This window comes from Streptomyces canus, assembly GCF_030815415.1.
GTDB lineage: Bacteria > Actinomycetota > Actinomycetes > Streptomycetales > Streptomycetaceae > Streptomyces > Streptomyces canus_F.
Window position 1 is genome coordinate 6,541,594 of sequence record NZ_JAUSWW010000001.1, and the last position, 26,498, is coordinate 6,568,091.

24 protein-coding genes are annotated in these 26,498 nt (G+C 70.0%); 10 read left to right on the forward strand and 14 right to left on the reverse strand.

Going from position 1 to position 26,498, the window contains the following annotated elements; all coding sequences use genetic code 11:
• Positions 1 to 2: 2 nt before the first annotated feature.
• Positions 3 to 3,317, reverse strand: coding sequence for a S8 family serine peptidase (locus tag QF037_RS30280; RefSeq protein ID WP_307030585.1), 3,315 nt, complete (start codon positions 3,315 to 3,317; stop codon positions 3 to 5).
• A gap of 310 nt (positions 3,318 to 3,627) precedes the next feature.
• Here QF037_RS30280 and QF037_RS30285 point away from each other — a divergent pair, with 310 nt between their 5' ends.
• Genes QF037_RS30285 through QF037_RS30295 form a run of 3 tightly spaced genes read left to right on the forward strand, consistent with a single transcriptional unit; the run spans position 3,628 to position 5,349 of the window.
• Complete coding sequence (locus QF037_RS30285) at positions 3,628 to 4,428, forward strand: hypothetical protein (protein ID WP_307030587.1); 801 nt, start codon at positions 3,628 to 3,630, stop codon at positions 4,426 to 4,428.
• Between the two features lie 13 nt (positions 4,429 to 4,441).
• Positions 4,442 to 4,966, forward strand: a complete 525-nt coding sequence (locus tag QF037_RS30290; protein ID WP_307030589.1) for a hypothetical protein — start codon at positions 4,442 to 4,444, stop codon at positions 4,964 to 4,966.
• The gene (locus QF037_RS30295) at positions 4,963 to 5,349 is read left to right on the forward strand and encodes a hypothetical protein (RefSeq protein WP_307030591.1); all 387 of its coding nucleotides are present in this window, start codon (positions 4,963 to 4,965) and stop codon (positions 5,347 to 5,349) included. The genes QF037_RS30290 and QF037_RS30295 overlap by 4 nt, the downstream gene beginning before the upstream one ends.
• Before the next feature lie 56 nt (positions 5,350 to 5,405).
• Here the strand turns inward: QF037_RS30295 and QF037_RS30300 are convergent, their stop codons facing one another.
• A complete protein-coding gene (locus QF037_RS30300) occupies positions 5,406 to 5,933 on the reverse strand; it encodes a CGNR zinc finger domain-containing protein (RefSeq protein WP_307030592.1) in 528 nt (175 codons plus the stop codon).
• A 110-nt stretch (positions 5,934 to 6,043) separates the two neighbouring features.
• Between QF037_RS30300 and QF037_RS30305 the strand changes: the two genes are divergently transcribed.
• The 6 genes from QF037_RS30305 to QF037_RS30330 all read left to right on the forward strand — a co-directional run bounded on the left by QF037_RS30305 (position 6,044) and on the right by QF037_RS30330 (position 11,657).
• The gene (locus QF037_RS30305) at positions 6,044 to 6,487 is read left to right on the forward strand and encodes a VOC family protein (protein WP_307030594.1); all 444 of its coding nucleotides are present in this window, start codon (positions 6,044 to 6,046) and stop codon (positions 6,485 to 6,487) included.
• 2 nt (positions 6,488 to 6,489) lie between these two features.
• Positions 6,490 to 7,374: a pyridoxamine 5'-phosphate oxidase family protein gene (locus tag QF037_RS30310; protein WP_307030596.1), complete on the forward strand. Its 885-nt coding sequence runs from the start codon at positions 6,490 to 6,492 to the stop codon at positions 7,372 to 7,374.
• 9 nt (positions 7,375 to 7,383) lie between these two features.
• Positions 7,384 to 7,830, forward strand: a complete 447-nt coding sequence (locus tag QF037_RS30315; RefSeq protein ID WP_307030598.1) for an NUDIX hydrolase — start codon at positions 7,384 to 7,386, stop codon at positions 7,828 to 7,830.
• A gap of 232 nt (positions 7,831 to 8,062) precedes the next feature.
• Positions 8,063 to 9,826 (forward strand): TIGR03767 family metallophosphoesterase, encoded by a 1,764-nt coding sequence (locus QF037_RS30320; protein WP_307030600.1) that lies wholly within the window; start codon positions 8,063 to 8,065, stop codon positions 9,824 to 9,826.
• 95 nt (positions 9,827 to 9,921) lie between these two features.
• Positions 9,922 to 11,067, forward strand: a complete 1,146-nt coding sequence (locus tag QF037_RS30325; RefSeq protein ID WP_307030602.1) for a serine hydrolase domain-containing protein — start codon at positions 9,922 to 9,924, stop codon at positions 11,065 to 11,067.
• A gap of 188 nt (positions 11,068 to 11,255) precedes the next feature.
• Entirely contained in the window at positions 11,256 to 11,657 is a 402-nt protein-coding gene (locus QF037_RS30330; RefSeq protein ID WP_307030604.1) for a hypothetical protein, read from the forward strand.
• A gap of 85 nt (positions 11,658 to 11,742) precedes the next feature.
• Here QF037_RS30330 and QF037_RS30335 read toward each other — a convergent pair whose 3' ends face one another.
• Positions 11,743 to 12,789, reverse strand: coding sequence for a hypothetical protein (locus QF037_RS30335; protein ID WP_307030606.1), 1,047 nt, complete (start codon positions 12,787 to 12,789; stop codon positions 11,743 to 11,745).
• Positions 12,790 to 13,023: 234 nt separating this feature from the next.
• Positions 13,024 to 15,597 (reverse strand): aminopeptidase N, encoded by a 2,574-nt coding sequence (pepN, locus tag QF037_RS30340; protein ID WP_307030608.1) that lies wholly within the window; start codon positions 15,595 to 15,597, stop codon positions 13,024 to 13,026.
• A gap of 158 nt (positions 15,598 to 15,755) precedes the next feature.
• On the opposite strand from pepN, the gene QF037_RS30345 reads away from it, so the two are divergent.
• Entirely contained in the window at positions 15,756 to 16,412 is a 657-nt protein-coding gene (locus QF037_RS30345) for a mycothiol-dependent nitroreductase Rv2466c family protein (RefSeq protein ID WP_307030610.1), read from the forward strand.
• 3 nt (positions 16,413 to 16,415) lie between these two features.
• Here QF037_RS30345 and QF037_RS30350 read toward each other — a convergent pair whose 3' ends face one another.
• Genes QF037_RS30350 through QF037_RS30395 form a run of 10 tightly spaced genes read right to left on the reverse strand, consistent with a single transcriptional unit; the run spans position 16,416 to position 26,275 of the window.
• Positions 16,416 to 16,643 (reverse strand): hypothetical protein, encoded by a 228-nt coding sequence (locus QF037_RS30350; RefSeq protein ID WP_307030612.1) that lies wholly within the window; start codon positions 16,641 to 16,643, stop codon positions 16,416 to 16,418.
• Positions 16,643 to 17,689 carry a glycerophosphodiester phosphodiesterase family protein gene (locus tag QF037_RS30355; protein ID WP_307030614.1) on the reverse strand — a complete coding sequence of 349 codons (1,047 nt, stop codon included), beginning with the start codon at positions 17,687 to 17,689 and terminating at the stop codon, positions 16,643 to 16,645. The genes QF037_RS30350 and QF037_RS30355 overlap by 1 nt, the downstream gene beginning before the upstream one ends.
• 26 nt (positions 17,690 to 17,715) lie before the next feature.
• Positions 17,716 to 19,143: an FGGY-family carbohydrate kinase gene (locus QF037_RS30360; RefSeq protein WP_307030616.1), complete on the reverse strand. Its 1,428-nt coding sequence runs from the start codon at positions 19,141 to 19,143 to the stop codon at positions 17,716 to 17,718.
• 17 nt (positions 19,144 to 19,160) lie between these two features.
• Positions 19,161 to 20,192 carry a 2-hydroxyacid dehydrogenase gene (locus tag QF037_RS30365; protein WP_307030618.1) on the reverse strand — a complete coding sequence of 344 codons (1,032 nt, stop codon included), beginning with the start codon at positions 20,190 to 20,192 and terminating at the stop codon, positions 19,161 to 19,163.
• On the reverse strand, positions 20,189 to 21,262 hold the full coding sequence (locus QF037_RS30370; protein WP_307030620.1) for an ABC transporter ATP-binding protein: 1,074 nt from the start codon (positions 21,260 to 21,262) through the stop codon (positions 20,189 to 20,191). Before QF037_RS30370 ends, QF037_RS30365 begins: the two co-directional genes overlap by 4 nt.
• Positions 21,240 to 22,067 (reverse strand): DeoR/GlpR family DNA-binding transcription regulator, encoded by an 828-nt coding sequence (locus tag QF037_RS30375; protein WP_307030622.1) that lies wholly within the window; start codon positions 22,065 to 22,067, stop codon positions 21,240 to 21,242. Before QF037_RS30375 ends, QF037_RS30370 begins: the two co-directional genes overlap by 23 nt.
• Positions 22,064 to 23,149 (reverse strand): ABC transporter ATP-binding protein, encoded by a 1,086-nt coding sequence (locus QF037_RS30380; protein WP_307030624.1) that lies wholly within the window; start codon positions 23,147 to 23,149, stop codon positions 22,064 to 22,066. Before QF037_RS30380 ends, QF037_RS30375 begins: the two co-directional genes overlap by 4 nt.
• On the reverse strand, positions 23,146 to 23,976 hold the full coding sequence (locus QF037_RS30385; RefSeq protein ID WP_307030625.1) for a carbohydrate ABC transporter permease: 831 nt from the start codon (positions 23,974 to 23,976) through the stop codon (positions 23,146 to 23,148). The genes QF037_RS30380 and QF037_RS30385 overlap by 4 nt, the downstream gene beginning before the upstream one ends.
• Entirely contained in the window at positions 23,973 to 24,854 is an 882-nt protein-coding gene (locus QF037_RS30390; protein WP_307030627.1) for a carbohydrate ABC transporter permease, read from the reverse strand. Before QF037_RS30390 ends, QF037_RS30385 begins: the two co-directional genes overlap by 4 nt.
• 2 nt (positions 24,855 to 24,856) lie before the next feature.
• A complete protein-coding gene (locus QF037_RS30395) occupies positions 24,857 to 26,275 on the reverse strand; it encodes an ABC transporter substrate-binding protein (protein ID WP_307030629.1) in 1,419 nt (472 codons plus the stop codon).
• Positions 26,276 to 26,498 lie beyond the last annotated feature (223 nt).

Consider the following 26,498-nt stretch of genomic DNA (forward strand, 5'->3'; position numbering starts at 1 on the left):
TGCTACGGCGTGACCTTCTCGATCTTCACGCTGCCGATGCCCGCGACCGTGCCGCGGGCGTTCACCAGCTGGGCCTGGCCGAAGAACTCACGGCCCTCCGGAGCGGCCGCCAGGGCGGTGACGCTCGCGGTGGCGTTCACCGAGGCGCCCGTGCCCAGCTTCACCGCGGATCCGTCGACGGTGACGGTGCCCAGGGCGGCGGAGAAGAACACGTCCTGGTAGTCGTACGCCGTCGAACCGGCCGGGATCGCGTAGCCGATGACCTGGATGGTGTAGGTACCGGCGGCGGGGTTCGCCACCGAGACGGACTCCTCGGAGTCGCCGTCGGCGGAGGTGCCGGCCTCCTCGCCGTTGCCGTCCAGGACGACCAGGTCGAGGTCGGCGGCCGCGTCGGAGACGTTGCCGATGGCGACGTCCAGCGACTTGGCGCCCTCGGGGACCTCGACCGTGGTGACCTGGGTCTCGCCGTTGGCGATGGTCGGGCGGGCCGACTTGGCCGAGCCGAGCGGGCCGCCGACGAGCTTGCCGTCGAGTGCGGCGAAGTTGTTCGTCACCTTCCAGGAGGCGGTGGTCGGGGTGCCGACCTTGGCCTCGGGCACGGTCACGACCTCCGGGTCGAAGGTGGCGCCGAGGACGGCGACGTCCAGCTTGTACGGGTTGTCGAGCAGCGGCGACGTACGGCGCGACTCGACCTCGATCTCCCACACGCCCGGCAGCGGGTTCGCGTACGACCGCACGTCGGGGCGGCAGCCGTTGCCGTCGAGGTAGTTGTTGTAGCAGAACGGCGTACCGGCGAACGCGGAGTCCTCCGCGGACACGCCGTACGGGTGGATCGACATGAACCGGGTCTGGCTCTTGTCCTTCAGCCCGCCGATGGCGACCTCGAGGGACTTGGCGCCCTCGGGGACGGTCACGAAGTAGTGCTGCGAGCTGTTGCGCTGGACCGTGTTGGACGCCGAGTAGGTGTACTTCAGCGGCGTCGAGACCACGACCGTGTTCAGGATCTGCTTGTCGATGCCCTCGGTCCTCGGGTCGTCGACCTCGAGGATCGCGCTCTTGAGACCGGCGGTCGGCGCCCTCGCGGCGATCTTGACGGTGACCGGCTTGTTGAGCTCCAGCTTGACCTCGTCCGAGCCGACGATCGAGAAGGTGCCGGCGGCGTTGTTCTCGAGGTGCAGCTCGTGACGGATCGCCTTGTCGGCGCCGGACGTGCGGGTGATGGTGACCTCGTACGACTTCTTGACGCCGACCTTCAGGCCGCCCTCACGGTCGTAGATGCCGGTGCCGAAGCCCGGCGTCTTCAGGAACTGGTCGATCGCGGTGTCGACCGGCGCCTTGACGGTGTAGTCGTTGGCGGTCGCGCCGTCCTTGATGGAGTCCCACGCGTCCTCGATGTTGATGAGGCCCGCACCCTCCTCGTACGCCTGCACACCCTTGATGTGGTCGGCGGTCGAGGTCAGCGCCGTGCGCAGGTTCTTCGGGGTGAGCGTGATGCCCTTGGCCTTGGCGGCCGACAGCAGCAGCGCCGAGGCGCCCGCGGCCTGCGGGGACGCCATCGAGGTGCCCTGGAGCATGCCGTAGCCGGCCGGCAGCGAGTAGCCCGACTCGGCGACCGGGGCGCCCGGCAGCCAGGTCTGGATCGTGTTGATCGCGGCACCCGGGGCGACCAGGGTCGGCGTGAAGCCCCCGTCCTCACGCGGGCCGCGCGAGGAGAACGGCATCATCGCGTACGACTTCGTCACGGCCGAGCCGTAGTTGGAGTACCACGTCGCCTTGGAGATCGAGGCGCCGACGGAGATCACCTTGTCGGCCAGACCGGGGTCGCCGATGGTGTTGGCACCCGGGCCGGAGTTGCCCGCGGAGATCACGAGCTGGACGCCGTAGGTGTCGATGAGGCGCGTGTAGAGCTCGGCGCGCGCGTTGTTGCCGTCGTTGAGCGCGGGCAGACCGCCGATGGACATGTTGACGATGTCGACACCACGGTTGGCGACGAGGTCGATCATGCCCTCGGTGAGCGCGATGTTGGTGCAGCTCGGGCCGAACACACAGGCGCGGGACGACACGAGCTTCGCGCCCGGGGCGGCACCGTTCATCTTGCCGCCGAACAGGCTGTTCGCGGCGGTGATGCCGGCGACGTGCGTGCCGTGCTCGCTGGAGATCATGCCGATGTTGACGTAGTCGGCCTTGGCGCCGGAGGCGTTGTAGACGACGTCCTTGCGGATCTCGGCGACGAAGGGGATGCGCTCGGAGACCTCGGTCGCCGGGTTGTCCGTGCCGAAGTAGGCGATCTGGTGGCCGTCCTTGTACGGCTTCAGAGCCTCTTCGTCGGTGAAGTCCTGGTCGTCGTCGAGGTCGACGCGCATCGTGCCGGCCGCGGCGTCGTAGAGCACGCCCCAGGCGTCGGTGGTGTCGCCGTCACGGTTGACGTCACCCAGCTGGTCGCCGCCGGAGGTCACGGACTCGTAGAAGTAGTTGAACTTGTACGAGCCTGCGGGCGCCTTGAAGTTCTCGGCGGTGCCGCCCACGGGGGTCGCCGAGAAGGTCGGGCCCGCCACGGAGGTGAGCATCCGCCGCCAGGAGAGGTCGCCGTCGGAGACCGGGTCGGTGGAGGTGACCCAGTCGACGACCTTGCGCTCACCGGTGGTGGTCTTCTGCAGCGACGGGTGGGCGAGGTCGATGCCCGAGTCGAGGATGCCGATGGTGATGCCGCGGCCGTCCGCCTTCGGGTGGTCCTCCACGAAGTCGACGGCGCCCGTCTCGAAGGACGGGTTGTACGGGTTCTCGGCAGGGGTCTTCTTGCCGGGCGCCCTGGGCGTGGCCGCCTTGCTCACGGCTGCGCCCTTGGAGGTGTCCGCGCTCGGCGTCGGGTCGTCCAGCGGGATCTCCTGGCGCAGGTCGATGCCGTGCACGGAGGAGAGCTTGACGGCGGCGGCGATGGCCGAGTCCGCCTTCGCGGTGGGGATGGTGGCGCGGACGTAGCCGACCTTGTCGAAGGTGCGGCCCACGAGGCCGCCGGCCACGGCGTCCAGCTGCTTGGCGACCTGCTCGGTCTGCCCCGGAGCGGTCGCGATCATCATCGAGATGTTCTTGTCGCCGTCGGCCTTGGCCTCGGCGAGCAGGTCCGCGTCGTCCGAACCGAGCTTGTCGTGGGCGGACTTGACGCCCGGGTCGGCCGCGGCGGGCGCGTCGGCAGCGGCGACGGCCAGGGGAATCGGCCCGGCCGCGGAGAGTGCGGCCACGAGACCGGCGGCCACGGCAATACGCACCACGCGTCTCGCGCCGCCCGATATCGGTTCGCGCTGGGGGGTGAGGGTCATCGGCATCCCTTGTAGGTAAAGGAACGTGCGGTGGCGGTCGGGACCGATCGGTCCTGACCGCAGACGTCCGGAAATGCGACCCCGGACGATCGCACAGCTTTACGCATGGGAAGGATGTTTAGGGAGAGTTGACTGAATCGATATGGACGCATGGGGGAAACCCCCTATGGCATCAGGTGAGTTAACCGGCATACCGGACGAACCGATGTACTGATCCGGCTCCTTTGTGCTCTCCTTGCCATGGTCTGGTCAAACCTTTACGATCTCCCCCACTCAAGATCACGAAGTTTTTGCAGGGGCGGAGCGTGCAGTGGGAATGCCGGAAATCCACTTCCCGAAATGGGGGGTCTGGGCAGCGGCGGTCGTCGCCGCGGCGGCCGTGACCGGGGGAGTGCTCGTGCTGCCGAGCGCCGGGTCCGACGCCAGGACCCTGGACTCGGAGCCCGAGGTGGTGGCTCACGCCCTGGAGAGCGTGGAGTTCGAGAGCGTCGGGCAGATGGCCGTGACCTCGCCCGCCGTGGTCCGCGCGACCGTGACCGCGGTGAACCCGGGACGCATCGTCGGCGCCGGCGAGACCGCCGAGCCTGGCGAGGAGAGCGCGGCCACCCAGGCCCGAGAGGTGACGCTCCAGGTCACCCAGGCGTTCTCGCCGAACGGCCGCACCACCTTCCCGGCCCCGATCAAGGTCGAGGAATGGGGCTGGGACGCCAGCGGCGACGGCTACCAGGTCAACAACTACAAGTGGAGCGAGGTCGGCAAGGAGTACGTGTTCTTCCTGCGCGGCACCGCGGCCACCGGCTGGAACGTCATCAGCACCGAGGGCCGGGCGGAGATCGGCGCCGACGGGTTCCTCTCCTCGTCGGCCGAGGAGGGCTCGGAGCTGAAGCAGAGCATCGAGAGCTACGACTTCATCGACCTGTCGATCTACCTCAAGCGGATCTACGACACCAAGAACCCGCCGCCGGATCTGCCGACCGCCGCCGAGATGCCGGTCGCCGGGCCCTCCGGGTACGAGAACTCGCCGCTTCCGACGGCCGGCGCCACCGCGGAGCCCACCGACCTGGGCACCAACGACGGCTCGGAACCCACCCCGTACCCCTCCTCCACCTGAAATGAGAGAGCAAATGTCACGTACGACGCGTCGTCCGCTGTGGGTCGCGCTGGCGGCGGTGCTCCTGGCCTCCCTCTCCTCGCCGGCGCACGCGAGTCACGATGACTCCGGCATGGACCCGGACAACAGGCAGCAGGCCGTCAAGGGATTCGACCTGACGGTCAAGGGCAAGGGGGCCATGGAGTGGGGCAAGGAGCAGCTCGAACGCAGCGTCATCACCACCTCGTGGGGTGGCGGGGACATCCAGGTCCACGACTACAAGACGGACAACGTGACGTGGGCGGGTCAGACCAGGTGCAAGGACTGGAACGCGCTCTTCACGTCGTGTGACGTCATCACCATCCAGTTCAACACCGCCATGTATCACGACGACTTCGAGTGGCTCACCATGGGCTGCCACGAGTTCGGGCACACCGGCGACCTCGGGCACCGCAAGGCGTCGAACGACACCGACAACAACTCGTGCATGCGCTCCACGACGGCGGCCTACTACAGGTTCGACCAGCACGACCTCAACGCCATCAAGGCGGGGACGTGATATCCAGGCGTACCCGCCTCGGCGTGGGCGCGGCGGTGCTCGCCGTCGGCCTCGGCGCCGCACTGCTGGGTTACCGGTGGTCCACGGCGGACGACTTCGCCGACGCCAAGGCGCAGGCGGCCTTCTGTCGTACGGCGTCGCCGCTGGACCTCCAGACCGTGAACGACCTGGGCCTGCACGACAAGCACCACATCCTCGAGGATCTGAGCGAGCAGGCGCCCGACGGCGTCCACGACGACTTCGGCGCGCTCCTGGACTGGTACGACCACTTCGATCCGGAGGACGAGAAGGACGCGCGTACGGCGAGTTTCGCCGTGGGTGAGTTCATCGAGCGCAGCTGCGACGAGATCAACATCGGCGGGGTGCGCGTCGCGGACGACTGAGCGGCGTCCGGTCGCCATGAGGGCGGGTTCCCCGATGGGGGCCCGCCCTCGGTGCGTCAGGACTCCCGTGCGCGCGCGTAGTGCCGCGACGCCTTCGCCCGGTTTCCGCAGGCCGCCATCGAGCACCAGCGCCGGGTGCCGTTCCGCGAGGTGTCGAAGAAGTGCAGGATGCACGCCTCGTGGGCGCAGCCGCGGATCCGGTCGGGCGCGGTGCTGAGGAGCTCCAGGTAGTCGCGCGCGGCGAGCCAGGCGGGCCCCCAGGCGGGGTCGCGGAACTCCGGAACCTCGCCGGGCCCTGACGCGGTGAGGGTGGCCCGGATCCGGCCGTGCTCGAGGACGGCGTCCAGGGGTGCCGCGGCGGCTTCATGGACGGCCTTGTGCAGCGCGTCCCGCGCCTGGAGCACATGCCGCAGGGTGGGCGCGTCCGCCTCGAACCGCCCGTCGAGCGCGTTGGCGCCGAGCCACACCGCCAGCCCGTCGATGTCGGTCAGCAGGTCCTGCACGGCTCCCTCCCGCATCCACCGCGTGTTGAGCAGGTCGAGCGCGAGGGGCTCGCCGGTGAGGGGACGGGGGTCGGCGGACATGTGGGGGCTCCCTTCCGTGCTAACCGCTCAAGGGTACGTGACTGGTTGCGCCGACTGTCTATAACCCTTAATGTTGCTTTGACAGGTTAGACCAGCTGAAGGGGACAGCCATGACCTTGCGCACCGGCCACATCGGTCTGAACGTCACCGAGCTCGACCGCTCCCTCGCCTTCTACCGCGACGTCCTGGGCTTCGCCCTGATCGGCGAGGGCAAGGAGGAGGACCGGCGGTACGCCTTCCTGGGCGACGGCGACAGCCTCGTCCTCACGCTCTGGCAGCAGGCCGGGACGGGCTTCGAGGGCGACCGCGCCGGACTGCACCACCTCGCCTTCGAGGCGGACTCCATCGAACGGGTCAGGGAGTACGAGCAGGCGCTGCGGGCGTACGGAGTGGACTTCGCCTACGAAGGGGTCGTCGCCCATCGCGAGGGCGCGGCCTCGGGCGGCATCTTCTTCCATGACCCGGACGGCACCCGTCTGGAGATCTCCGTGCCGAGCGGCGCACAGGGCGCGCCGGCACCGGTCGAGTCAGCTCCCACCTGCGGCTTCTTCTAGACATGGGCGTCTATCACGCGGGCTCGCGGACCGTGCAGGAGCGGCTCGGGGTGCGGGAGCAGGCGGACCACGTGGGGCGGGCGATCGGCGAGGGCATCAAGCCGGTCGCGGCGGCCTTCCTCGAACTCCAGCCGCTCCTGGTGCTGGGCGCCGCCGACCCGTCGACGGGCCAGGTCTGGGCATCGCCGCTCTCCGGAACGCCGGGGTTCGTCCGGGCCACCGGCCCGCACCGGATGTCGGTGGCCGGCGGGGTCCCGGAGACCGACCCGCTCGCCACCGCCCTCGCCACCCCCGGCACACCCGTCGGCACGATCGCCCTCGACCCGCGCACCCGTCGCCGTATGCGCCTGAACGGCCGACTCCGGCCGACGGCACGGGGATTCGCGGTGGAGGCGGAGAAGGTGTTCGCCAACTGCCCGAAATACCTGCAGAGGAGAGAGTCGTACGAGGTGGTGGGCGACCGGAGACGGGGAGTTGTGGTACGGGGCGGTGAACTTGGTCCGGGGCAGGCGGAGTTCATCTCCGCGGCCGACACGTTCTTCATGGCGACCGTGCACTCCGGCACCGCTGCCGAGACCAGCCATCGGGGCGGCAACCCCGGCTTCGTGCACATCGATTCACCCCGTGAGCTGAGCTGGCGGGACTACCCGGGCAACTCCATGTTCCTCACCCTGGGGAACCTCGCGGCGGACCCGAGGGCCGGACTGCTGTTCCTGGACTGGACGAGCGGGACGACACTGCAACTGGCGGGCGAGGCGCACACGGAGTTCGGGACGGAACGCCGGGTGCGGTTCACGGTGACCGAGGTGGTGGAGACGCCCTCGGCGGTGCCGCTGCGCTGGTCGGCGCCCGAATACTCGCCCGCGAATCCGGAGCCGGCGGGCTAACTTCCGTACATGCGGAAGAAGCTGAGGGTGGCGGCCTACGCCATATGTGTCCGTGACGGCAAACTCCTGCTCGCCCGCTGGATCGACGACTCCGGCAGGCCGGAGTGGATCCTGCCGGGCGGCGGGATGGAACACGGGGAGGACCCGTACGACACCGTCCTGCGGGAGGTGGACGAGGAGACGGGCTACGCCATCGAGATCACCGGACTGCTGGGCGTGGACACCCGCCGCCACACCTACACCCGCCGCTTCGGCCGGGTCGTCGACCACCACGCGCTCCGGCTCGTCTACGAGGGCCGGATCACCGGCGGTGAGCTCCGCCACGAGATCGGCGGCTCCACCGACATGGCCGCCTGGCACGACCTGGACGCGGTGGCCGGACTGAACCGGGTGCCACTGGTCGACATCGGGCTGCGGCTGTGGCGCGAGCGGCCGGCGGCGGGGCGGGCGGTATAGCGGTCGTACCCCTGAAAATGAACACGGAGTGACCGCCTCCCGGCCGTTCGAGGTGCGGTCGTGGACGCGGAGGGTGGCCCAAGATCCACGTACGGTGATCGGCGTTGCGCGTTGCGGTCTCGTTCACGCACAGGTCATTCCCGGTGCCAACGATCCACAGTGAGCGGGTTGTTCGCGACAGCGAGTCCCCCGCGACCACTGCCGACGCGTTCGCACTCGGGGAGACCGCGCCATGTCGCGCACACGCTCTGCTCTCACCTCCGCCCTGGCGGTCAACCGCCGTACCGTCCTCGCAGCCACCGGCGCCGCAGCCGTCTCCGCGGGCGTCGGCTACGCCCTGCGGCCCACCGACAGCCAGGCCGCCACCACCACCGGCACCGCCGCACAGGGGGCGCCCGTCGCCCAGTCCCGGCAGGCCCCCGCCGTCCCGCTCGCCCCGTACACCCGGGGCACGACCGTCGCCACCGTCGCCGCCGCCCGTACCGCCTCCGGCTTCCGCCGCCTCGGTGACGGTCCCGGCTGGGAGCGGGTGGTGCGCAGTGAGCTCGCCGCACCGAAGGCGGGCCGCGCGGGCCGCCGTACCGCGCTCGCCGCGTTCGTCCAGCTCACCGATCTGCACCTGATCGACGCCCAGCACCCGCTGCGCCTGGAGTACCTCCGCTCGGCCGACGTGCACGCCTGGCGGCCCCAGGAGGCGCTGACGGTGCACGGGGCGATCGCGCTCGTGGAGCGGATCAACGCGCTGCGCGGCGCCCCCGTCACCGGCACGCCGCTGCACTTCGCCATGACCACCGGCGACAACACGGACAACAACGCCAAGTCCGAGCTGGAGTGGTTCCTGAAGGTCATGAGCGGTGGCCGCGTCATCGCCAACACGGGGGACCCGCGGCAGTACGAGGGCGTCCAGAACAGCGGGATCAAGCAGTACTGGCAGCCCGGCACCACCGCCCGCGACGCCGACAAGCAGCGCGGCTTCCCGCACCTCGACGGCTTCCTCGCCGCCGCGATCCGCGAGCTGAACAGCCCCGGCCTGAACCTCCCCTGGTACTCCACGGTCGGCAACCACGACTCCATGCCGCTGGGCTGCTACGCCTCCCACGGCGACTCCTGGCTCACCGAGTACGCCGTCGGCGGCAAGAAGCTGATGAGCCTGCCCGCCGCCGAGGCCAAGAAGCTCCAGGACGCCATCAAGAAGGCCAAGGACCCGAGGGGCGTCGGCTTCCGCGACCTCCTCAAGGCCCACGCCCGTGACATGCGCTCGGTGACCCCGGACGAGCGGCGGGCACCGTTCACCCCGCGCGAGTACGTGCGGGCCCACCTGGACCCGGCCTACCGCGGTCTCGGCCCGGTCGGACACGGCTACTCCACCGCCAACCTCGACGCGGGCACCCAGTACTACTCCTTCCGCATCGCCGAGGACGTCATCGGCATCAGCCTCGACACCACCGACGCGGGCGGCCACTACGAGGGGTCCGTCGGGACGGCCCAGATGAAGTGGCTGGACAAGACGCTGAAGGACAACAAGGACTCGTACGCCGTCGTCTTCAGCCACCACACCAGCAAGTCGATGGACAACACCCGCCCCGACCCGGCCCGCCCCGGTGAGCGCCGCCACACCGGCGCCGAGGTCGTCACCCTGCTCGGCCGTCACCGGGGCGTCCTCGCCTGGGTGAACGGCCACATCCACCGCAACGAGATCACCCCGCACGCCGTCGGCAACGGCCGTTCCTTCTGGGAGATCTCCACCGCCTCCCACGTCGACTACCCCCAACTCGCCCGCGTCGTCGAGCTGGTGGACAACAAGGACGGCACGATCTCCCTCTTCACCACCTGTGTCGAGTCCTCGGCCCCGCACCGCACGGACTTCGCCGACCTCTCCCAGACGGGCCTGTCGGCCCTGTACCGCGAGCTCTCCTACAACGCCCCCGGCGGCCGTACGGACCTGGCGGGCACGACGGGCGACCGCAACACCGAGCTGGTGCTGAAGAAGGGCTGAAACCCGCTCAACCGGCCAACCCGGCTCAACCTCGGCGATCTCGGCCGGGTCTCACCCCCCGACCACGCTCGACGAAGAGCACAAAGGGGAGAGACATGACCGTACGGACGACTCTCGTGGCGGCGACGGCCGTGGCGCTGTCACTGGCCCTGGCGGGCCCCGCGGTCGCGGCCGCGCCCGCCGGAGGTGACCACGAGACGACCCGCGAGGCGATCGAGGCCGCGGTGAAGGACGGCGTACCCGGGGTGACGGCGACGGCGAGGACCGGACACCGCGTCTGGGCCACGACCGCCGGTGTGGGCAACCTCAAAACGGACCAGCCACGTTCGGTCCACGACCGCTACCGCGTCGGCAGCATCACCAAGACCTTCGTCTCGACGGTCCTGCTGCAACTGGAGGCGGAGGGGCGGTTGTCGCTGGACGACAAGGTGGCGAAGTGGCTGCCGGGTACCGTCCGGGGCAACGGCCACGACGGCCGCCGCATCACCCTGCGCCGGCTCCTCAACCACACCAGCGGCATCTTCGACTACACCGCCGACGACGATTTCGTCAGGACGTACTTCCTCAAGGACGGCTTCCTCGAGCATCGTTACGACACGAAGGCGCCGGCGGACCTGGTGGCCATCGCGATGACCCACAAGCCGGACTTCGCGCCGGGCACCTCCTGGAACTACTCCAACACCAACTACGTCCTGGCGGGCATGGTGATCGAGAAGGTCACGGGCAGGCCGTACGGGGACGAGGTCCGCCGGCGGATCGTGGAACCCCTGTCCCTGAACGCCACCTCCGTCCCCGGCACCCGGGTCACCGTCCCGGGGCCCAGCAGCCGCGCCTACTCCAAGCTCGCCGAGACGACGACGGGACCGACGTACGACGTCACGAAGCTGAACCCCTCGCTCGCCTTCTCGGCGGGCGAGATGATCTCGGACTCCTCCGACCTGAACCGCTTCTACTCCGCGCTGCTGCGGGGCAAGCTGCTCCCGCCGAAGCAGCTGAAGGAGATGAAGACGACCGTGCCGGTCGAGGTCATCCCGAACGCCGGCTACGGCCTCGGCCTCATCGACCGCAAGCTGTCGTGCGGCGTCCACGTCTGGGGCCACGGCGGCGGCATCCACGGCTCGACCTCGGAGGCGGTGACCACGGCGGACGGCCGCCACTCGCTCGCCCTCAACTTCAACGGGGACTGGTCGGGGGACACCGATGCCGTGATCGAGGCGGAGTTCTGCGGCAAGGAGAGCTGAGGCAAGGAGAGCTGGGGCTCGGGCCCTGACTTTGCCGGGACTTTCATTGACAAGGGTTCAACGAAAAGTCGAAGATCCGCTCGACATTCATGGGATTTTCGAGGCGGCATATCGTGGCGTCGGGTCTGACCGGTCGGGTTGCCCGGCGGTCGCAGCGGTTCTTGGAGCCCGGTGAGCATGTCGGGCGCGTGGTGCTGGCACAGGGCGGGCTCAATCCCTGGGTGCAGAACGCCTTCTTCCTGAGTGGGCCCATCGGGGCGCGCTTCGCCGCCGCCTCGTGGGGCGGGCCGGGCGTTTTCGATCTGCTCTGGACCCTTCTGGGGGCACTTGCCGGAGTCGTTCTCGCCACCGCGTTCATCAGCCGCCGTGTGGTGCTGCTGACCGACCGGGGTGTCGTCGTGCTGGAGTACGGGCGGTTCGGGAGGGTGTGGCCGACGCGCGTGCTCGCGCGGTTGCCGGCGGGGACGGGACTGGGCCCGCTGTCCGGGCTGTGGGCGCGGACCGAGCTGGCCGGTGAGCGGCTGTGGATCCACCGGAGATGGCACCGGGACGCCGCTGTGCCGAAGGCGCCGCACGCCGGTGGGTGGTAGGCGGCCGCACGCGTAGGAGGGGCCGCCGATCCCCCTCCGATCGGCGGCCCCTCCTCTTCCCCCTTGGTGCTGCCCCGGTCCGTCACTACCGGGGCAGCACCACGACATACGCCGCCGGGTCGCGGTCGCCCGACGCCATGAGCGCCGTGCGGACCACCGTCGCCTGCTGTTCCGCCGCGTCGCGGAGCTTCTTCGGGGTGATGTGGACGACCGTGATGCCGAGGCGCTCCAGGTGTTCGCGCTTGCGGGCGTACTCGGACCACAGGGCGTCCTCGTCCTGGCGGGGGACCCGGGTGTCCAGCTCCACGGCCACCGCCTGTTCCGGCCAGTACGCGTCCAGGCCGCCCAGGTGGGGGCCGCCGGGGAGGCGGAGGTCGACGTTCCACACCGGGTCCGGCAGACCGTGCTCGCGGACCATGCGGTACAGGCGGTCCTCCGCGATCGACCGGCCTTCCGCGAGCAGGGAGTCCACCGCGTCCACCACGTGCGGCCGGCTCAGCAGCTTCGCGTTGCTCAACTCACGGACCACCGCCGCCGGTTCGCAGTGGCCGCCCCGGACCGCCTCGGTGAGCAGCCGGCTTACCACTCCCGCGTCCGACAGTTCCGCCACCGCGTCGGCCAGGGCGCGGGGCACCGGGGCCACCGGGAGACCCGTGACCTGTTGCGGGGCCGGCAGGGACGTCGTACGGACGATGCGGGCGCAGCCCGTCGAGCGCAGCCGGCGCAGGCGCGGGACCAGGACGTCCAGCTTGTCCTGCGCCATCAGCGGGGGCGCCGACGTGAAGCCGTGCAGCGTCAGGGCCGCCAGACCGGTGAGCATCGCCTCCGCGTACGTCGGGGCGTGCGGCTGCTCGGCTCCGGGCTGGGCCGGGACCCCCGCCGGGCGCTCCTTCGCCGTGTACATCAGGACCGCGTGCAGGCGCTCCTCGCCGGTCGGCGGGCCCGGGTGGAGCAGGATCACGCCCGGGAGGAGCTGCTGCCAGGGGCCGCCGGGGCGGCACTGCTCGTTCGTCTCCGAGGAGGAGACGCCGTGCGACCTCAACTGCGCGGCCGTCATCACCCGGCGGCGCACCTCCGAGAGGTGGCGGACCGGGCGGGGGGAGAGCGGGGGGACCGGGGTGTTGTGGTTCATGCAGCGGGGGTTCCCGCCGTTGACCTGATTCCTAACCCCTGTTACATGCCTGTCGACGAATGCGGACAAGGCGGTACTAAAGGACGGGTGTTCGGGTGCCGAGTAGGCGGCGAAAACCCCTGGTCCGAATGGGTTGGACCAGGGGTTACGGCCGCTAGTGACTGAATCTCGTAACGGCTACCAAGCGCCCAAGCTCAGGGCAGAGATCGGTGGAGATCGGCGGTGACCGGCGGTTCAGCCCGCCGTCGCGTCGCACTCCTGTCCGCGCAACGCCCGTGCCAGGTCGTCCCTCGCCTCCAGCACCAGACGGCGAAGGGCCGGTGCGGCCTCCTCGTGCGCCGCCAGCCACGCGTCCGTCGCCTCCACCGTCGCCCGCGACTGCTGGAGCGAGGGGAACATGCCGCCGACCACGTCCATGCCGATCTGGATCGAGCGGTCCGTCCACACCCGCTCGATCACCTCGAAGTACTTCGCCGCGTACGGCGCCAGCAACTCCCGCTGCGAGGACTGGTTCCAGCCCGAGATCGTCGCCCCGACCAGTGCGTTCGAGAGAGCGTCGGACTCCACCACCTGCGCCCACGCCTGCGCCTTCACCGCCGCCGACGGGCGGGCCGCCAGACAGCGGACCTGGTGGCGCTTGCCCGACGCCGTGTCGTCGCGAGCCAGTTCGGCCGCGAGCGCCGACTCGTCCGCCACCCCGTGCGCGGCCAGCGGCTCCAGGAACGCCCAGCGCAGCTCCTGGTCCACCTCCAGGCCCTCGATCTTCGCCGTTCCCTCCAGCAGGCCCTGGAGCAGCTGGAGATCCGCCGCACCCGACGCCACCGTCGCGAAGAACCGCGCCCACGCCAGCTGGTGCTCACTGCCCGGCTCCGCCAGCCGCAGCTCCCTCAGCGCGCCCTCGGCCAGCAGCCGCTCGCCCGTCGGAGCCCACTGCGGGGTCACGTAGTTGACCAGCGAGGAGTTCGCCCACGCGTGCAGCATCTGCAGCACACCGATGTCCGACTCCCGGCCCGCGAACCGCAGCACCAGGTCCACGAAGTCCCGGGCGGGCAGCAGCGCGTCCCTCGTCATGTTCCACAGCGCCGACCAGCACAGGGCGCGGGCCAGCGGGTCGGTGAGGTCCCCCAGATGCGCCTTGAGGGTCTCCAGGGAGCCCGTGTCGAACCGCGTCTTGCAGTACGTCAGGTCATCGTCGTTGACCAGGACGAGCTCCGGCGCCTGCGCGCCCGCCAGCTCCGGCACGACCGTCCTCGGCCCGTCGACGTCCACCTCCACGCGCGCGTACCGCTCGACCGCCCCGTCCGCGCCCTTGCGGTACAGGCCCACCGCCACCCGGTGCGGGCGCAGTTCGGGGTGGGACTCGGCGGCCTCCTGGACCACGGCGAGCTCGTCCACCAGGCCCTCGGGGTTCAACAGCACCTGCGGAGTCAGGGAGTTCACCCCGGCCGTCTGGAGCCACGACCGCGACCAGACCGCCATGTCCCGGCCGCTGGTCTCCTCCAGCACCGACAGCAGGTCACCGAGGCGGGTGTTGCCGTAGGCGTGCCGTTTGAAGTAGCGCCGCGCGCCCTCGAGGAACGCGTCCTGACCGACGTACGCCACGAGCTGCTTCAGCACGGAGGCGCCCTTGGCGTACGTGATGCCGTCGAAGTTGAGCTTGGCGTCCTGGAGGTCGCGGATGTCCGCCGTGATCGGATGCGTCGACGGCAGCTGGTCGGCGCGGTACGCCCAGGCCTTGCGGCGGTTGGCGAAGGTGATCCAGGCGTTCTCGAAGCGGGTCGCGCCGACGTTGGCGAACGTGCCCATGAAGTCCGCGAAGGACTCCTTCAGCCACAGGTCGTCCCACCACACCATGGTGACGAGGTCGCCGAACCACATGTGGGCCATCTCGTGCAGGATGACGTTGGCCCGCGCCTCGTAGGACGCCTGGGTCACCTTGCCGCGGAAGATGTACTCCTCGCGGAAGGTCACCAGGCCCGGGTTCTCCATCGCGCCCAGGTTGTACTCGGGCACGAACGCCTGGTCGTACTTCCCGAAGGGATACGGGTAGTCGAAGTGCTCGTGGAAGAAGTCCAGGCCCTGCTTGGTGATCAGGAAGACGTCGTCGGCGTCGAAGTGCTTCGCCAGGCCCTTGCGGCACAGGGCGCCGAGGGGGATCTCCAGCGTCGTACCGTCGCCCAGATCACGGGAGTAGGAGTCCGTCACGTAGTGGTACGGGCCCGCCACCACGCAGGTGATGTACGTCGAGATCGGCTTCGTCTCCGCGAAGCGCCACACGCCCTCGGACCGTTCCCCGGCCCCGTTGCTCCACACCGTCCAGGCCTCCGGTGCCCGCACCTCGAAGCGGAACGGGGCCTTGAGGTCCGGCTGCTCGAAGGTGGCGAAGACGCGGCGGGAGTCGGCCGGCTCGTACTGGGTGTAGAGGTAGACCTCGCCGTCCTCGGGGTCGACGAAGCGGTGCAGGCCCTCGCCGGTACGGGAGTAGGCGCACTGGGCGTCGACGACCAGCTCGTTGTCGGCGGCCAGGTCCTCCAGGGCGATCCGGGAGCCGTCGAAGACCTCGCTCGGGTCCAGATCCTTGCCGTTGAGGGAGACGGCCGTCACACTCGGCGCGATCAGATCCGCGAAGCTGGACGCGCCGGGCTCACTGCACCGGAAGCGGATCGTGGTCACGGACCGGAAGGTGCGCGGCGCCTCGTCCCCGCCGCCCACGGCGGAGCGGACGTCGAGGGACACGTCGTACCCGTCGACGGACAGCAGGGCGGCCCGCTCCCGGGCCTCGTCGCGGGACAGATTCTCACCGGGCACGGGCGGCACTCCCTCGGGGGGCGTTCGGTATGTGGACAGCACCGATCCTGCCATGTGCCCCTGACGCGCGGCAGCAGGTAATGAGGGGCGGCAACGGGAATGGGGCGGGACGCGGACGGCGTTCCCTCTTCGTTCGAACACTTTCCTTTAGGAGACGCATGTCCGAGACCAGCACCGCGAAGACGCCCGTCGACTTCTGGTTCGACCCCCTGTGCCCCTGGGCCTGGATGACCTCCCGCTGGGTTCTGGAAGTGGAGAAGGTCCGGGACATCGAGGTGCGCTGGCACATCATGAGCCTGGCCGTGCTGAACGAGGACAAGATCGACCAGCTGCCCGAGGAGTACCGGGACATGCTGGCGACCAAGGCGTGGAAGCCGGTACGGGTGGCGACGGCCGCCTGGCAGAAGCACGGCGCGGACGTCCTCGGCCCGCTCTACACCGCGCTCGGCACCCGCTTCCACAACAACGGCGAGGGCCCGACGCTCGAGGCCATAGCCGCCGCGCTGGCCGACGCCGGTCTCCCCGCCGACCTGATCGACTACGCCGACCAGGAGGACTTCGAGTTCGACGCCGAGCTGCGCGCCTCCCACAAGGAGGGCATCGAGAAGGTCGGCCAGGAGGTCGGCACCCCGGTCATCGCCGTCCCCGGCCCCGACGGCGAGCAGATCGCCTTCTTCGGCCCGGTCGTCACCCCGGCCCCCAAGGGCGACGACGCGGCAAGGCTCTGGGACGGCACACTCGCGGTCGCCTCGGTCCCGGGCTTCTACGAGATCAAGCGCACCCGCACCAAGGGCCCGGACTTCAGCAACCTGTAGGGATCACTCATTGGGGTCGGCGGCCGGGATCCGGAGTTCCTCCGGGAGCAGGTCGCCGTCTCCCTGGTTGTGCACGGGCTGGTACCACCGACAGCCTTCCGCGGTGCAACGCCACAGGTCGGTCCTGCCGCAGTGCTTCTCCTTGGCCTTCGCCCTCTCTCCGGCGTCGAGCATCCGGTACACCTGGTTGTACTTCTTGCAGCCGGGACAGTACTTGTTCTTGAAGAACATCAACCCCTCCTCGCGATCACCGCCAGATCAGGGAAGTCCGTCACCACCGCGTCGACTCCCAGCCTGTAGTACAGCGCGTATTCGGCGAACGCGTCCCCGAAATCGTTCGCTCCGCTTCCGCGCCGGAAGGCCGCGGGCAGGAACTGGTTCTCCGCGCGGAAGGTGTACGGCCCCACCCTCAGCCCCGCCGCGTGCGCGTCCGCGAGCAGGGTCGACGCGGCGACCGACGATTTGTCCGGCCCGATCCACGCCGCGTACCGCGCGATCCGCGCCAGCCCCGCCGGGGTCATCATGTCCGCGTACGTCGTCGGATCACCCGCCGAGACCAGGTCGTACGGTCCTCCCGTCGTCCCCAGCGCCTGCCACAGCGGCACGCCGAGTCCCGTCATCCGCCGCAGGCTCGTCGGCTCGAAGGACTGGACGACGCACTCGCGCGGCCCGAGACGGTTGCGGCGGATCAGGGCCGTCAACTGCGGCTCCAGCTCCAGGCCGATCGAGCGGAAGTACGTCGGGTGCTTGGTCTCGGGGAAGACGGCGATCGTGCGGCCGGACGACCGCGACAGCTTCCGCGCCAGATCCACCACCTCCTGGAAGGTGAGGATCCGCTCCCGGCCGTCGAAGACCGTGTTGCGGTTGCGGACCAGCGGCAGCCGTTCCACCGCCCACAGCGTCTTCAGCTCCGCCAGCGTGAAGTCCTCGGTGAACCAGCCGGTCACCGACCGCCCGTCCACCGTCTTCGTCGTACGGCGGTCCCCGAACTCCGGTTGCGCCGCCACGTCCGTCGTCTGCGAGATCTCGTTCTCGTGCCGGACCACCAGCACGTGGTCCTTCGTCGGCACCAGGTCCGGTTCGATCCAGTCGGCGCCCGCCTGGACGGCGTACGTGTAGGAGGCGGCGGTGTGTTCCGGGCGCCAGCCGGCGGCTCCCCGGTGTCCGATCACCAGAGGCCGCCCCCTTTCGGGAACCGCCGCGTGGGCGGGCACGGCCGCGGCCACCGGGGTGGCGGCGGCCGCGAGCAGGACGGAACGACGTCTTATCTCAGTCATGCGACTCCCCATTCCCGTACGGCGATTCAGTCGCGTGCCCGGTCGCGGGCCGCCGCCAGCCGCACCAGATGCTCCTCGTGCCCCTTCGCGTAGAACGCCACCCGCTCGGCGTCCGGCTCCACCACCGACGTCGGCCGCGTCCACGCCTCCGCGTCCAGCTCCACCCCGAACCGCTCGGCCGCCGCGAGCACCGCGCCCCGCGCCCCCACCTCGCCCTCGACGACCCGCAGCGGGCGCCCGAGCACGTCGGACAGCAGCCGCATCCAGGCGGGGCTGCGGGTGCCGCCGCCGCACACGGCGAGGGAACCGGTCAGGCCCGCCGCCTCCAGACAGTGCCGGGCCGCGTACCCGATGCCCTCACAGGTGGCCCGGACCAGGTCGGCTCGCGTCGACTCCAGGGAGACACCGCTGAGTTCGGCGCGCAGCCGGGGTTCGACGAAGGGCGCGCGCTCGCCCGAGGGAGCGAAGTACGGCAGGACACGGACCCCGTTGGCGCCCGGCGGGGTCTTCGCGAGCAGGCCGTCGACCTCCTCGTGCCGGACGCCTGTCGTCGACAGCACCCAGTCCAGGGCCGCCGTGCCGACCATCGCCGGCATGGCGCGCAGCCAGTGGCCCGGGCGGTCGGTGCAGATGTACAGACCGGCCGGCTCACCGGTCAGGTCCACGTCACCGGTGGCGACGAGGCTGGCCAGACAGGTGCCGACGATCAGCAGCCCGTCACCGGGCGCGGTCACGCCGGCGCCCAGTGCGCAGGCGGGCAGGTCGTAGGGGCCGTCGGCGACCCGGGTGCCGGCCGGCAGACCCTCGCCGCGCGCCTCGGCCGTGGCGAGAGGGTCGCTGACCGGGGCCAGCAGACCGCGCCGGTGGGTCAGGCCCAGCAGCTCGACGACCCGGTTGTCGTAGGTGCGCGAGCGCGGGTCCAGGAACGGCATCGACGCGTCCGACACGTCCGTCGTCGCCCGGGCCGCCCCCGTCAGCCGCTGGAACACCATGTCCTTGCAGTAGACGGCCGCCGACGCCGCGTCCAGCGACTTCGGGTCGTGGCTGTCCAGCCAGGCCAGCAGCGGGCCCGGACAGCCCGGGAACATGGCGCTGCCCGTCCGCCGGAACACCGTCTCGAACGTGCCGTCCGCCAGCCACCGGTCGACCAGCTCGTGCGCCCGGCCGTCCATCCAGGACGCCGCCGACCGCACCGGACGGCCCTGCGCGTCCACCAGCCACACCCCGTCGCCCTGCCCGGTGAGCCCGGCCAGCTCCACGGGCCCGGGCACGCGCGAGGTCACCTCCTCCAGGACGGCGACGACCGCCCCGTACACCTCGTCCATGTCCTGCTCGACGAAACCGCCGTGCAGGGCGAGGCCCACCGGGCGGGCGGCGACGGCCAGTTCACGTCCCGAGCCGTCGAAGGCGGCGGCCTTCACCATGGACGTGCCCACATCGATCCCCACGTACATGAGCGCCTCCTCGAGTCTCAGGTCAGACAGTGCGCCGGCGGTTCCCCGCGCAGCCAGCGGCCCACTTCCTCCGCCGCGATCCGTGCCGCCTTCTCCGCCACCGCGCGCGAGGCCCCGCCCAGATGCGGGGTCATCACCACCCGTTCCGCCAGCCCCAGCAGCCGTGAGTCCGCCGGCACCGGTTCCCTCGCGTACGTGTCGAGCGCCGCCGCCGACAACCGCCCGCTCTCCAGCGCGTCGCACAGCGCCTCCTCGTCCAGGAGGGGGCCGCGGGCCGCGTTGACCACGACCGCGCCCGGCGGGAGCAGGGCCAGTTCACGGGCGCCGATCAGGCCCCGGGTCTCCTCGGTCAGACGGGCGTGCAGGGTGATCACGCGGGACCTGCGCAGGAGGTCGTCGAGAAACGGCACCCGCAGACCGTGGATCTCGCCGCGAACGTACGGGTCGTGGACCATGACCTGCGCGCCGAAGGCGCAGAGCACCCGGGCGACCCGGCTGCCCACCGCGCCGTAGCCGACGAGCCCGACGGGGAGGTCCTCCAGTTCCAGTCCGCTGTTCTCGTAGGTGTAGTACGCCGCCCCCTCCCAGCTCCCCTGTCCGGCGAGGAGGTGGTGGGCCTGGGGGATACGGCGGAGAGCGGCCAGCAGCAGGCCCACGGTGAACTCCGCGGTGGCGGCGGCGTTGCGCCCGGGGGTGAAGCAGACGCGGACGTCGTGCGCCTTGGCCGCCTCCAGGTTGACGTTGACCGGACCGCCCCGGCAGACGACCACCAGGCGCAGCGAGGGCGAGGCGGCCAGGACCCGTTCGGTGACCGGGCCCATCTGTGTGACCAGCACCTCCGCACCGGACAGCGCTCCGATCAGCTCCTCCTCGGCGTCGCTCGCCTCCGTGACCTCCGCGACCGGCCCGAACGGCTCCAGGGGCCAGCCGAGCGTCAACTCACGTATCTCCACGGCCTGTTCGCCGACCTCGTCGGCGACCGCGCGGGCGATCAGGCCCGGCAGGACGAAGTGGTCGCCGGCTGCCGTGATCCGCAGGGGCTCGCTCATCGCAGGGAGTCTCCCGTCTCGGCGTCGAAGACATGGGTGAGGTCCGGGTCGGCGGTGACATGGACGTCGTCGCCGTGGGCGAGCCGAACTTCCGGGCCGGTGAGGACGACCAGTTCCACGCCCTCCAGGGCCAGCGTGGCGATGCCCGACTCCAGGAGGGGTTCGTGGGCCACGACCCGCGCGGACAGGCCCTCGCCCCCGGACAGCCGCAGATCCTCCGGGCGGATCCCGACCACCACCTCCCGGCCCGCCGCCACCGGCACCGGGAGCGCGATCCGTACCGACTCCGAGAGACGGGCCTGGCCGTCGTCGGTCACGATGCCGTTCAGCAGGTTGATCGCGGGTTCGCCGACGAAGTCGGCCACGAAGACATGGGCGGGGCTGTCGTAGATCTCGTACGGCGTGCCCAGCTGCTGGATCACCCCGTCCCTCATCACGGCGATCCGGTCGGCGAGGGAGAGCGCCTCCTCCTGGTCGTGGGTGACGAGGATGGTCGTATGGCCCAGGTCCCGCTGGATGCGCTTGAGTTCCCGGCGCGTGGTGTCGCGCTGGGCCGCGTCCAGATGGGAGAGCGGCTCGTCCAGGAGCAGGACGTCCGGTTCGCGGATCAGGGCGCGGGCGAGGGACACGCGCTGCTTCTGGCCGCTGGACAGGCCCGCCGGGCGGGCGTCGAGGAGGTCGGTCAGACCCACCCGTTCGGCGATGTCCGCCACCTTCCGGGTGACGTCCCCGCGGGCGGCGCGGCGCCGCGCCTTCAGCCCGAACGCCAGGTTCTCCGCCACCGTCAGCGGCGGATACAGCGCGTAGTTCTCGAAGGCGACGCCCATGTTGCGGGCCTGCGCGGGGCTCTGGATCACCGACCGCCCGTCCACCAGGATGTCCCCGCCGGTGACCGTCTCCAGACCGGCGATCATCCGCAGCGTGGTGGACTTGCCGCACCCGGACGGTCCCAGCAGCCCGAGCAACTCTCCGGACCGCAGGGCGAGATCGATGCCTCGTACGGCGTCCACGGCCGGGCGTCCCCGTGAACGGTAGGTCTTGCGCAGCTCACGTAACTCCAGCTGGGTCATCGCCGCCCCTCGTCGCGTTCTTCGCACAGACCTCGTACCGGACCTTGTGCTCGTCCAGGTCCCGCAGCGCGTCCGCCGGCGCCCCGTCGTCGACCAGCACCAGGTCGAAGCGGGAGAGGGGCGCGACGCGGTGCAGGGCGGTCCGGGCGAGCTTGGTGTGGTCGATCAGCAGGACGTTGCGGGCGGCGGACTCGAGCATCGCCCGCTTCACCGACACGATGTGCTGCTCCTGGTGGTAGGCGTATCCGCCGTGCACGGCCGACGTGGACGCGAAGCAGACGTCCACGCGCAGGGACTGGATGGCCTCGACGCAGGAGACGCCGAGGAAGGAGGAGTGCAGGGGGTCGTAGTCGCCGCCGAGGGCCATCAGATGGATGCCGCGCCGGTCGGACAGGAGGTTGAGTGCCTCCAGGAAGTTGGTGACGACCGTCAGCGGGGTGATGTCGCCCAGGCGGAGTCCGCGGGCTATCTCCAGGGTGGAGGTGGAGTCGTCCAGCATGATCGCCATGCCGGGCTCGATGAGCTTGAGCGCGTGTTCGGCGACGGCGGCCTTCTGGGCCCGCATGGTCTTCAGGCGGTACTGCACGTTGGACTCGAAGACCCCGGACGGCTGAGCGGTCACACCGCCCCTGAACTTCCTGACGATCCCCTGCCGTTCGAGCTCGTCGAGGTCCCGGTGGATCGTCATCAGGCTCACCCCGAACCGCTCGGCGAGCTCCGCCGCGGTCGCCGAGCCGTCGGCGAGGACCTGCTCCGCCATGGCGGACTGGCGGGCCGCGGGACCCTGTTGTGCGTTGCTGCTCATCGTTTCCCGATCCGTCGTCCTGGGCGCTCCGGCCGGTCGGCCTCGAACAGCAGCAGGTTCTCAGGCCGGACCGTCAGCCGTACCGGATCGTCGGGACGCAGACCGGTGGTGTCGGCCCGGGGCGCCACCAGAGAGACGTGCTGCTCGCCGAGGCGGACGGTGACCTCGACGGCCCGGCCGAGGACCTCGGTGACGTAGACGGTGCCGGCGAGTTCGAGGCCCTGGCCGTTCAGGGCGATGTCCCTGGGGCGGACCCCGACGAGGACGTCCGTCCCCGCCGGGGCCTTCGCCGACAGCGGCAGCTCGACCTTCCCGTCCGCCGACCGGAAACCCCCGTCCCCGGTCACGGTCCCCGGCAGCAGATTGATCCGGGGCCGCCCGAACGCACGCGCCACCTCGGTGTCGTGGGGCCGGTACCAGATCTCCTCCCGCGTCCCCGTCTGCACGATCCGCCCCTCCCGGATCACCCCGATCCGGTCGCCGAGCGCCAGTGCCTCGACGGAGTCGTGGGTGACGTACAAGGTGGTCGTGCGCTGTACCGCCCCGATCGCCTTCAGTTCGGCCCGCATCTGCTGGCGCAGTTTGGCGTCGAGGTGGCTGAGTGGCTCATCCAACAGGAAGGCGCGTGCGGGCCGGACCAGCACGCGGCCGAGGGCGACGCGCTGCCGCTGACCATTGGACAACTGGCCGACTGGCCGATCCAACAGGCCACTGATGCCGAGGAGTTCCGCGATCGCGCCGATCCGCTCGCGGGCCTCGGCGGCCGGAAGGCGGTGCCGGGGCGAGCGGAGCGGGGAGGCGAGGTTGTCGTACGCCGACTTGTGCGGATAGAGGGCGTAGCTCTCGAAGCACATCGCGACGCCACGGTCGTACGGCTCGACGTCCCGCATGTCCCTGCCGTCGATCTCGACCGTCCCGGCGTCGGGGAGCTCCAGCCCCGCCACCGTCTTCAACGTGGTCGTCTTACCGGCCCCCGAGGGACCGAGCAGACAGAAGAACTCGCCCTCCCTGACCTCAAGTTCGAGCCCGTCGAGGGCCGTGACCTTGCCGTACGTCTTTCTGACCCCCCGCAGCCCGATCACGACTTCACCGCCCCGAACGACAGCCCCCGCACCAGATACCGCTGGATGGTCAGGGCGAGCAGCAGCGGCGGTACGACGGAGACCAGGGCCGCCGCCGCCGTGAGGTTGTACTTGGGGCGGTCGCCGCCGAGGAAGGACAGCGCGCCGACGGTCACGGTCTGGGCCTCGTTGGAGGTGAGGATGAGGGGGAAGACGAAGTTGTTCCAGGCGAAGATGAAGGCGAGCAGCGACACGGCCGCCACCCCCGGCTTGACCAGGGGGAGGGCCACCTTGAAGAAGGCCTGTTTGCGGGTGTAGCCGTCCAGCAGGGCCGCCTGCTCCAGCTCCGGGGTCAGATCGGCGAAGTAGGACCGCATGATCCACACGATCAGCGGGAGGGTGACCAGTTGGAGCACCCAGATCATGCCGACGTACGTGTCGAAGAGGCCGAGCTTCTGGTACAGCACGAACAGCGGGATGATCACGGTCAGTTCGGGTGCGAACCGGAACGACAGCAGCGTGAACATCAGGTTCTCGGAGCCCTTGAACCGCCACCGGGCCGAGGCGTACGCCGCCGGCAGTCCGACCAGCAGCGACAGCAGCACCGCCCCCAGCGACACCACCAGGCTGTTGACGAAGAACCGCACGAAGGGGATGCCCTCGCTGTCGCCGAGGACCGTGCGGTAGCCGTCGAGGGTGGGGGAGAAGGAGAAGTAGGTGCTGAAGAGCTCGTTCGTGGGCTTGAGCGACAGGATCAGCATCCAGGCGATCGGGAAGAGCGCGAAGACGAAGTAGACGATGAGGGCGGCATCCGCCAGCCAGCCCGACAGGCGCTTGCGCAAGGTCATTTGGGGGCCACCTCCGCCGCCTTCCGCTGGATCTTCCCCAGATGGCGGACCAGCACCATCGCGGCCAGGTACACCACGGCCCACAGCACGATCGTGTAGCTGATCCCGAAGGAGTACCGCTGGAAGCGGATCGCCTCCAGATACGCCCGGATCTGGAGGACGACGGTCGAGTCGCCGGGCCCGCCCTCGGTGAGGGCGTAGATGATGTCGAACACCTTCAGCGAGTCCATGAACCGGAAGATCACCGCGACCAGGACGTACGGCCACAGCATCGGCAACGTCAGTCGCCGGAAGGTGTACCACCAGCTCGCCCCGTCGACCGCCGCCGCCTCGAAGGGCGATGCCGGCAATGACCGCAGCCCGGCGAGGGCGAGGATCGCCACGAACGGCGTGTAGACCCACACGTCCACGGCGATCGACGACAGCAGCGCCCCGGTCGGGGTGTCCGTCCACTGCACGCCGCCCAACCCCACCGGTTTCAGCAGGTAGTTGATCACCCCCACCGACGGTTGCAGCATCAGCTTCCAGATGATCGCCGCGATCACGGGGGCGATCATCAGCGGCAGGATCAGGATCTTCTCCAGCACCCGGCCGACGATCGACGAGCGGTGCAGCAGCAGGGCGACGGCGACTCCGAGGAACGTCTCGGCGGCGGCCGCGCCGACCGCGTACAGGACCGTCACCCAGGCCGAGTTCCAGAAGGCGTCCTGGGTGAAGACGGTCTGGTAGTTCTCGAACCGCACCATGTCGGGCTGGGGTTTGCTCGCCGAGAAGTCGAAGAGCGTGTAGTACAGCCCGAGTCCGAAGGGATAGAGGATCCCGCAGGTCAACAGCAGGGCGGGGACGATCAGAACGTACGGGCGCAGGGCGAGCCGCATGGCTAGTCCACCTTGTCGGCGAGGTCGCCCGCCAGACCGTTGAGCACCGACTCGGCGTTCTTGCCGCCGTAGATCTCCTGGAGGGCCGCGGCCCAGCTGGTGGTGGCGTCGAAGAACTGCGCCTGCGGAGTGAACTGGATCTTCGTCTGGTCGACCACCGTCTCGAAGGTCTCGATGAAGCCGGGCAGGCTCTTCATCTTGTCCTTGTACGCGGCGTCGTCGGCGACCGACTTCCGTACCGGGTCGATGTGGTTGTGCGTGATCGCGCTCCTGCGCAGATGTTCCTTGCCGGTGGCCCACTGGAGGAACAGCCAACTGGCGCTCTTCTTCTTGCTCCTGGCGTTCATGCCGAGCGACCAGATCCACATGTTGGTGGCGAGCGAGCCGTCGGGCCCCTTCGGCCCCGGATGGAAGGCGATCTTCCCGGAGGCCGGGCTGGCGCCCTTCACGGCCTGGAAGTACGCGGCCGTGTCCGCGTCGAAGAGCATCCCGGCCTTCTTCGCGCCGAGGTCGCTGGAGCACTGGTACCAGGTGTACGACGTCCAGGACGGCGGACCGCCCTGCTTGACCATGCCGGCCCAGTCCTCGGTGAACGCGATGGCTTCCGGGGTGTTCATGGCGGGCGTGAGCTTCTCACCGCTGACCGTGAAGTCGTGCAGGCCGTTGCGGGCGTACATGGTCATGAAGCCGGGGTGGATGGTGGCCCAGCTGCGGGAGCCGCGGACGGCGATCCCGTACATGCCGTCGAACCCGGCGCCGGGCGCCTTGTCCTTGATGACCCCGGCGATCTCGCGTAACTCGTCGAAGGTCTCGGCCGGTTGGATGCCGAGCTTCTTGAACACCTCGGTGTTGTAGGCGACGACGTTCGTCTCCCACCCCCACGGCAGCGCGTACTGCCCGCCCTGTCCGAGGGGGGCACCGGCCTTCAGCGACCACTGGTCGGCCTGGAGCAGGTTGGGGAAGAAGTCGGCCTGGTCCCATTCGGCGCCGGTGGCCGCGGAGTTGCGCATCCAGGGCCCGAGATCCTCCAGCCAGCCCGGTGGCCCGTACTGCCACACCATGTACGCGCCGAGCATGAAGACGTCGTAGGAGGCGCGTCCGCTCGACAGGTCCACGGTGAGCTTGTCGAAGTAGTTGTCCTCGGGGAAGACGTCGTACTCGACCTTGATGCCGGTCTGCTCGGTGAAGGCCTTGAGGTCGGCGATGAGCGCGTCCGTGTACGGGTGCTTGTTGAGCAGCGCCTTGACGGTCGTGCCCTGCTCGCGCTTCCAGTCGAAGGAGCCGGTGACGTCGTCCGCGGCCGAGCCGTCCCCCTTGTCGTCCCCGCCGAAACCGGCACCGCAGGCGGACAGGACGGGGGCGGCGGCCAGAGCGGCGCCGAGCGCGAGGAAACGTCGGCGGTCGTGCGCGTGCGTGTCCATCCGTGACCTCCAGGTGGGGCTGGGTCTCCGGTACTCGGGCGCTGCGTCTACCCGGGGGACAACCCCCGGACCCCCGGCACAAGGCCGGTCGGCCGGGAGAACCCGCGTGGGCAGCGTGCGGCAAGCCTTGGCTAACACGTCGAGTCGACTCGATAACAGAGGGTGTAACGGCGGAAGATGGCCGTCAATCCCTCGCGCACGGGTAAATCTCAGTGCAGAGTGA

Coding starts and splice junctions, on each gene's coding strand:
- QF037_RS30300 (WP_307030592.1), bottom strand. CDS start 5,933: ATGTCCGCCGACCCCCGTCCCCTCACCGGCGAGCCCCTCGCGCTCGAC.
- QF037_RS30290 (WP_307030589.1), top strand. CDS start 4,442: ATGTCACGTACGACGCGTCGTCCGCTGTGGGTCGCGCTGGCGGCGGTG.
- QF037_RS30385 (WP_307030625.1), bottom strand. CDS start 23,976: ATGACCTTGCGCAAGCGCCTGTCGGGCTGGCTGGCGGATGCCGCCCTC.
- QF037_RS30390 (WP_307030627.1), bottom strand. CDS start 24,854: ATGCGGCTCGCCCTGCGCCCGTACGTTCTGATCGTCCCCGCCCTGCTG.
- QF037_RS30360 (WP_307030616.1), bottom strand. CDS start 19,143: ATGTACGTGGGGATCGATGTGGGCACGTCCATGGTGAAGGCCGCCGCC.
- QF037_RS30305 (WP_307030594.1), top strand. CDS start 6,044: ATGACCTTGCGCACCGGCCACATCGGTCTGAACGTCACCGAGCTCGAC.
- QF037_RS30375 (WP_307030622.1), bottom strand. CDS start 22,067: ATGAGCAGCAACGCACAACAGGGTCCCGCGGCCCGCCAGTCCGCCATG.
- QF037_RS30325 (WP_307030602.1), top strand. CDS start 9,922: ATGACCGTACGGACGACTCTCGTGGCGGCGACGGCCGTGGCGCTGTCA.
- QF037_RS30320 (WP_307030600.1), top strand. CDS start 8,063: ATGTCGCGCACACGCTCTGCTCTCACCTCCGCCCTGGCGGTCAACCGC.
- QF037_RS30350 (WP_307030612.1), bottom strand. CDS start 16,643: ATGTTCTTCAAGAACAAGTACTGTCCCGGCTGCAAGAAGTACAACCAG.
- QF037_RS30335 (WP_307030606.1), bottom strand. CDS start 12,789: ATGAACCACAACACCCCGGTCCCCCCGCTCTCCCCCCGCCCGGTCCGC.
- QF037_RS30345 (WP_307030610.1), top strand. CDS start 15,756: ATGTCCGAGACCAGCACCGCGAAGACGCCCGTCGACTTCTGGTTCGAC.
- QF037_RS30310 (WP_307030596.1), top strand. CDS start 6,490: ATGGGCGTCTATCACGCGGGCTCGCGGACCGTGCAGGAGCGGCTCGGG.
- QF037_RS30365 (WP_307030618.1), bottom strand. CDS start 20,192: ATGAGCGAGCCCCTGCGGATCACGGCAGCCGGCGACCACTTCGTCCTG.
- QF037_RS30395 (WP_307030629.1), bottom strand. CDS start 26,275: ATGGACACGCACGCGCACGACCGCCGACGTTTCCTCGCGCTCGGCGCC.
- QF037_RS30370 (WP_307030620.1), bottom strand. CDS start 21,262: ATGACCCAGCTGGAGTTACGTGAGCTGCGCAAGACCTACCGTTCACGG.
- QF037_RS30280 (WP_307030585.1), bottom strand. CDS start 3,317: ATGACCCTCACCCCCCAGCGCGAACCGATATCGGGCGGCGCGAGACGC.
- QF037_RS30355 (WP_307030614.1), bottom strand. CDS start 17,689: ATGACTGAGATAAGACGTCGTTCCGTCCTGCTCGCGGCCGCCGCCACC.
- QF037_RS30315 (WP_307030598.1), top strand. CDS start 7,384: ATGCGGAAGAAGCTGAGGGTGGCGGCCTACGCCATATGTGTCCGTGAC.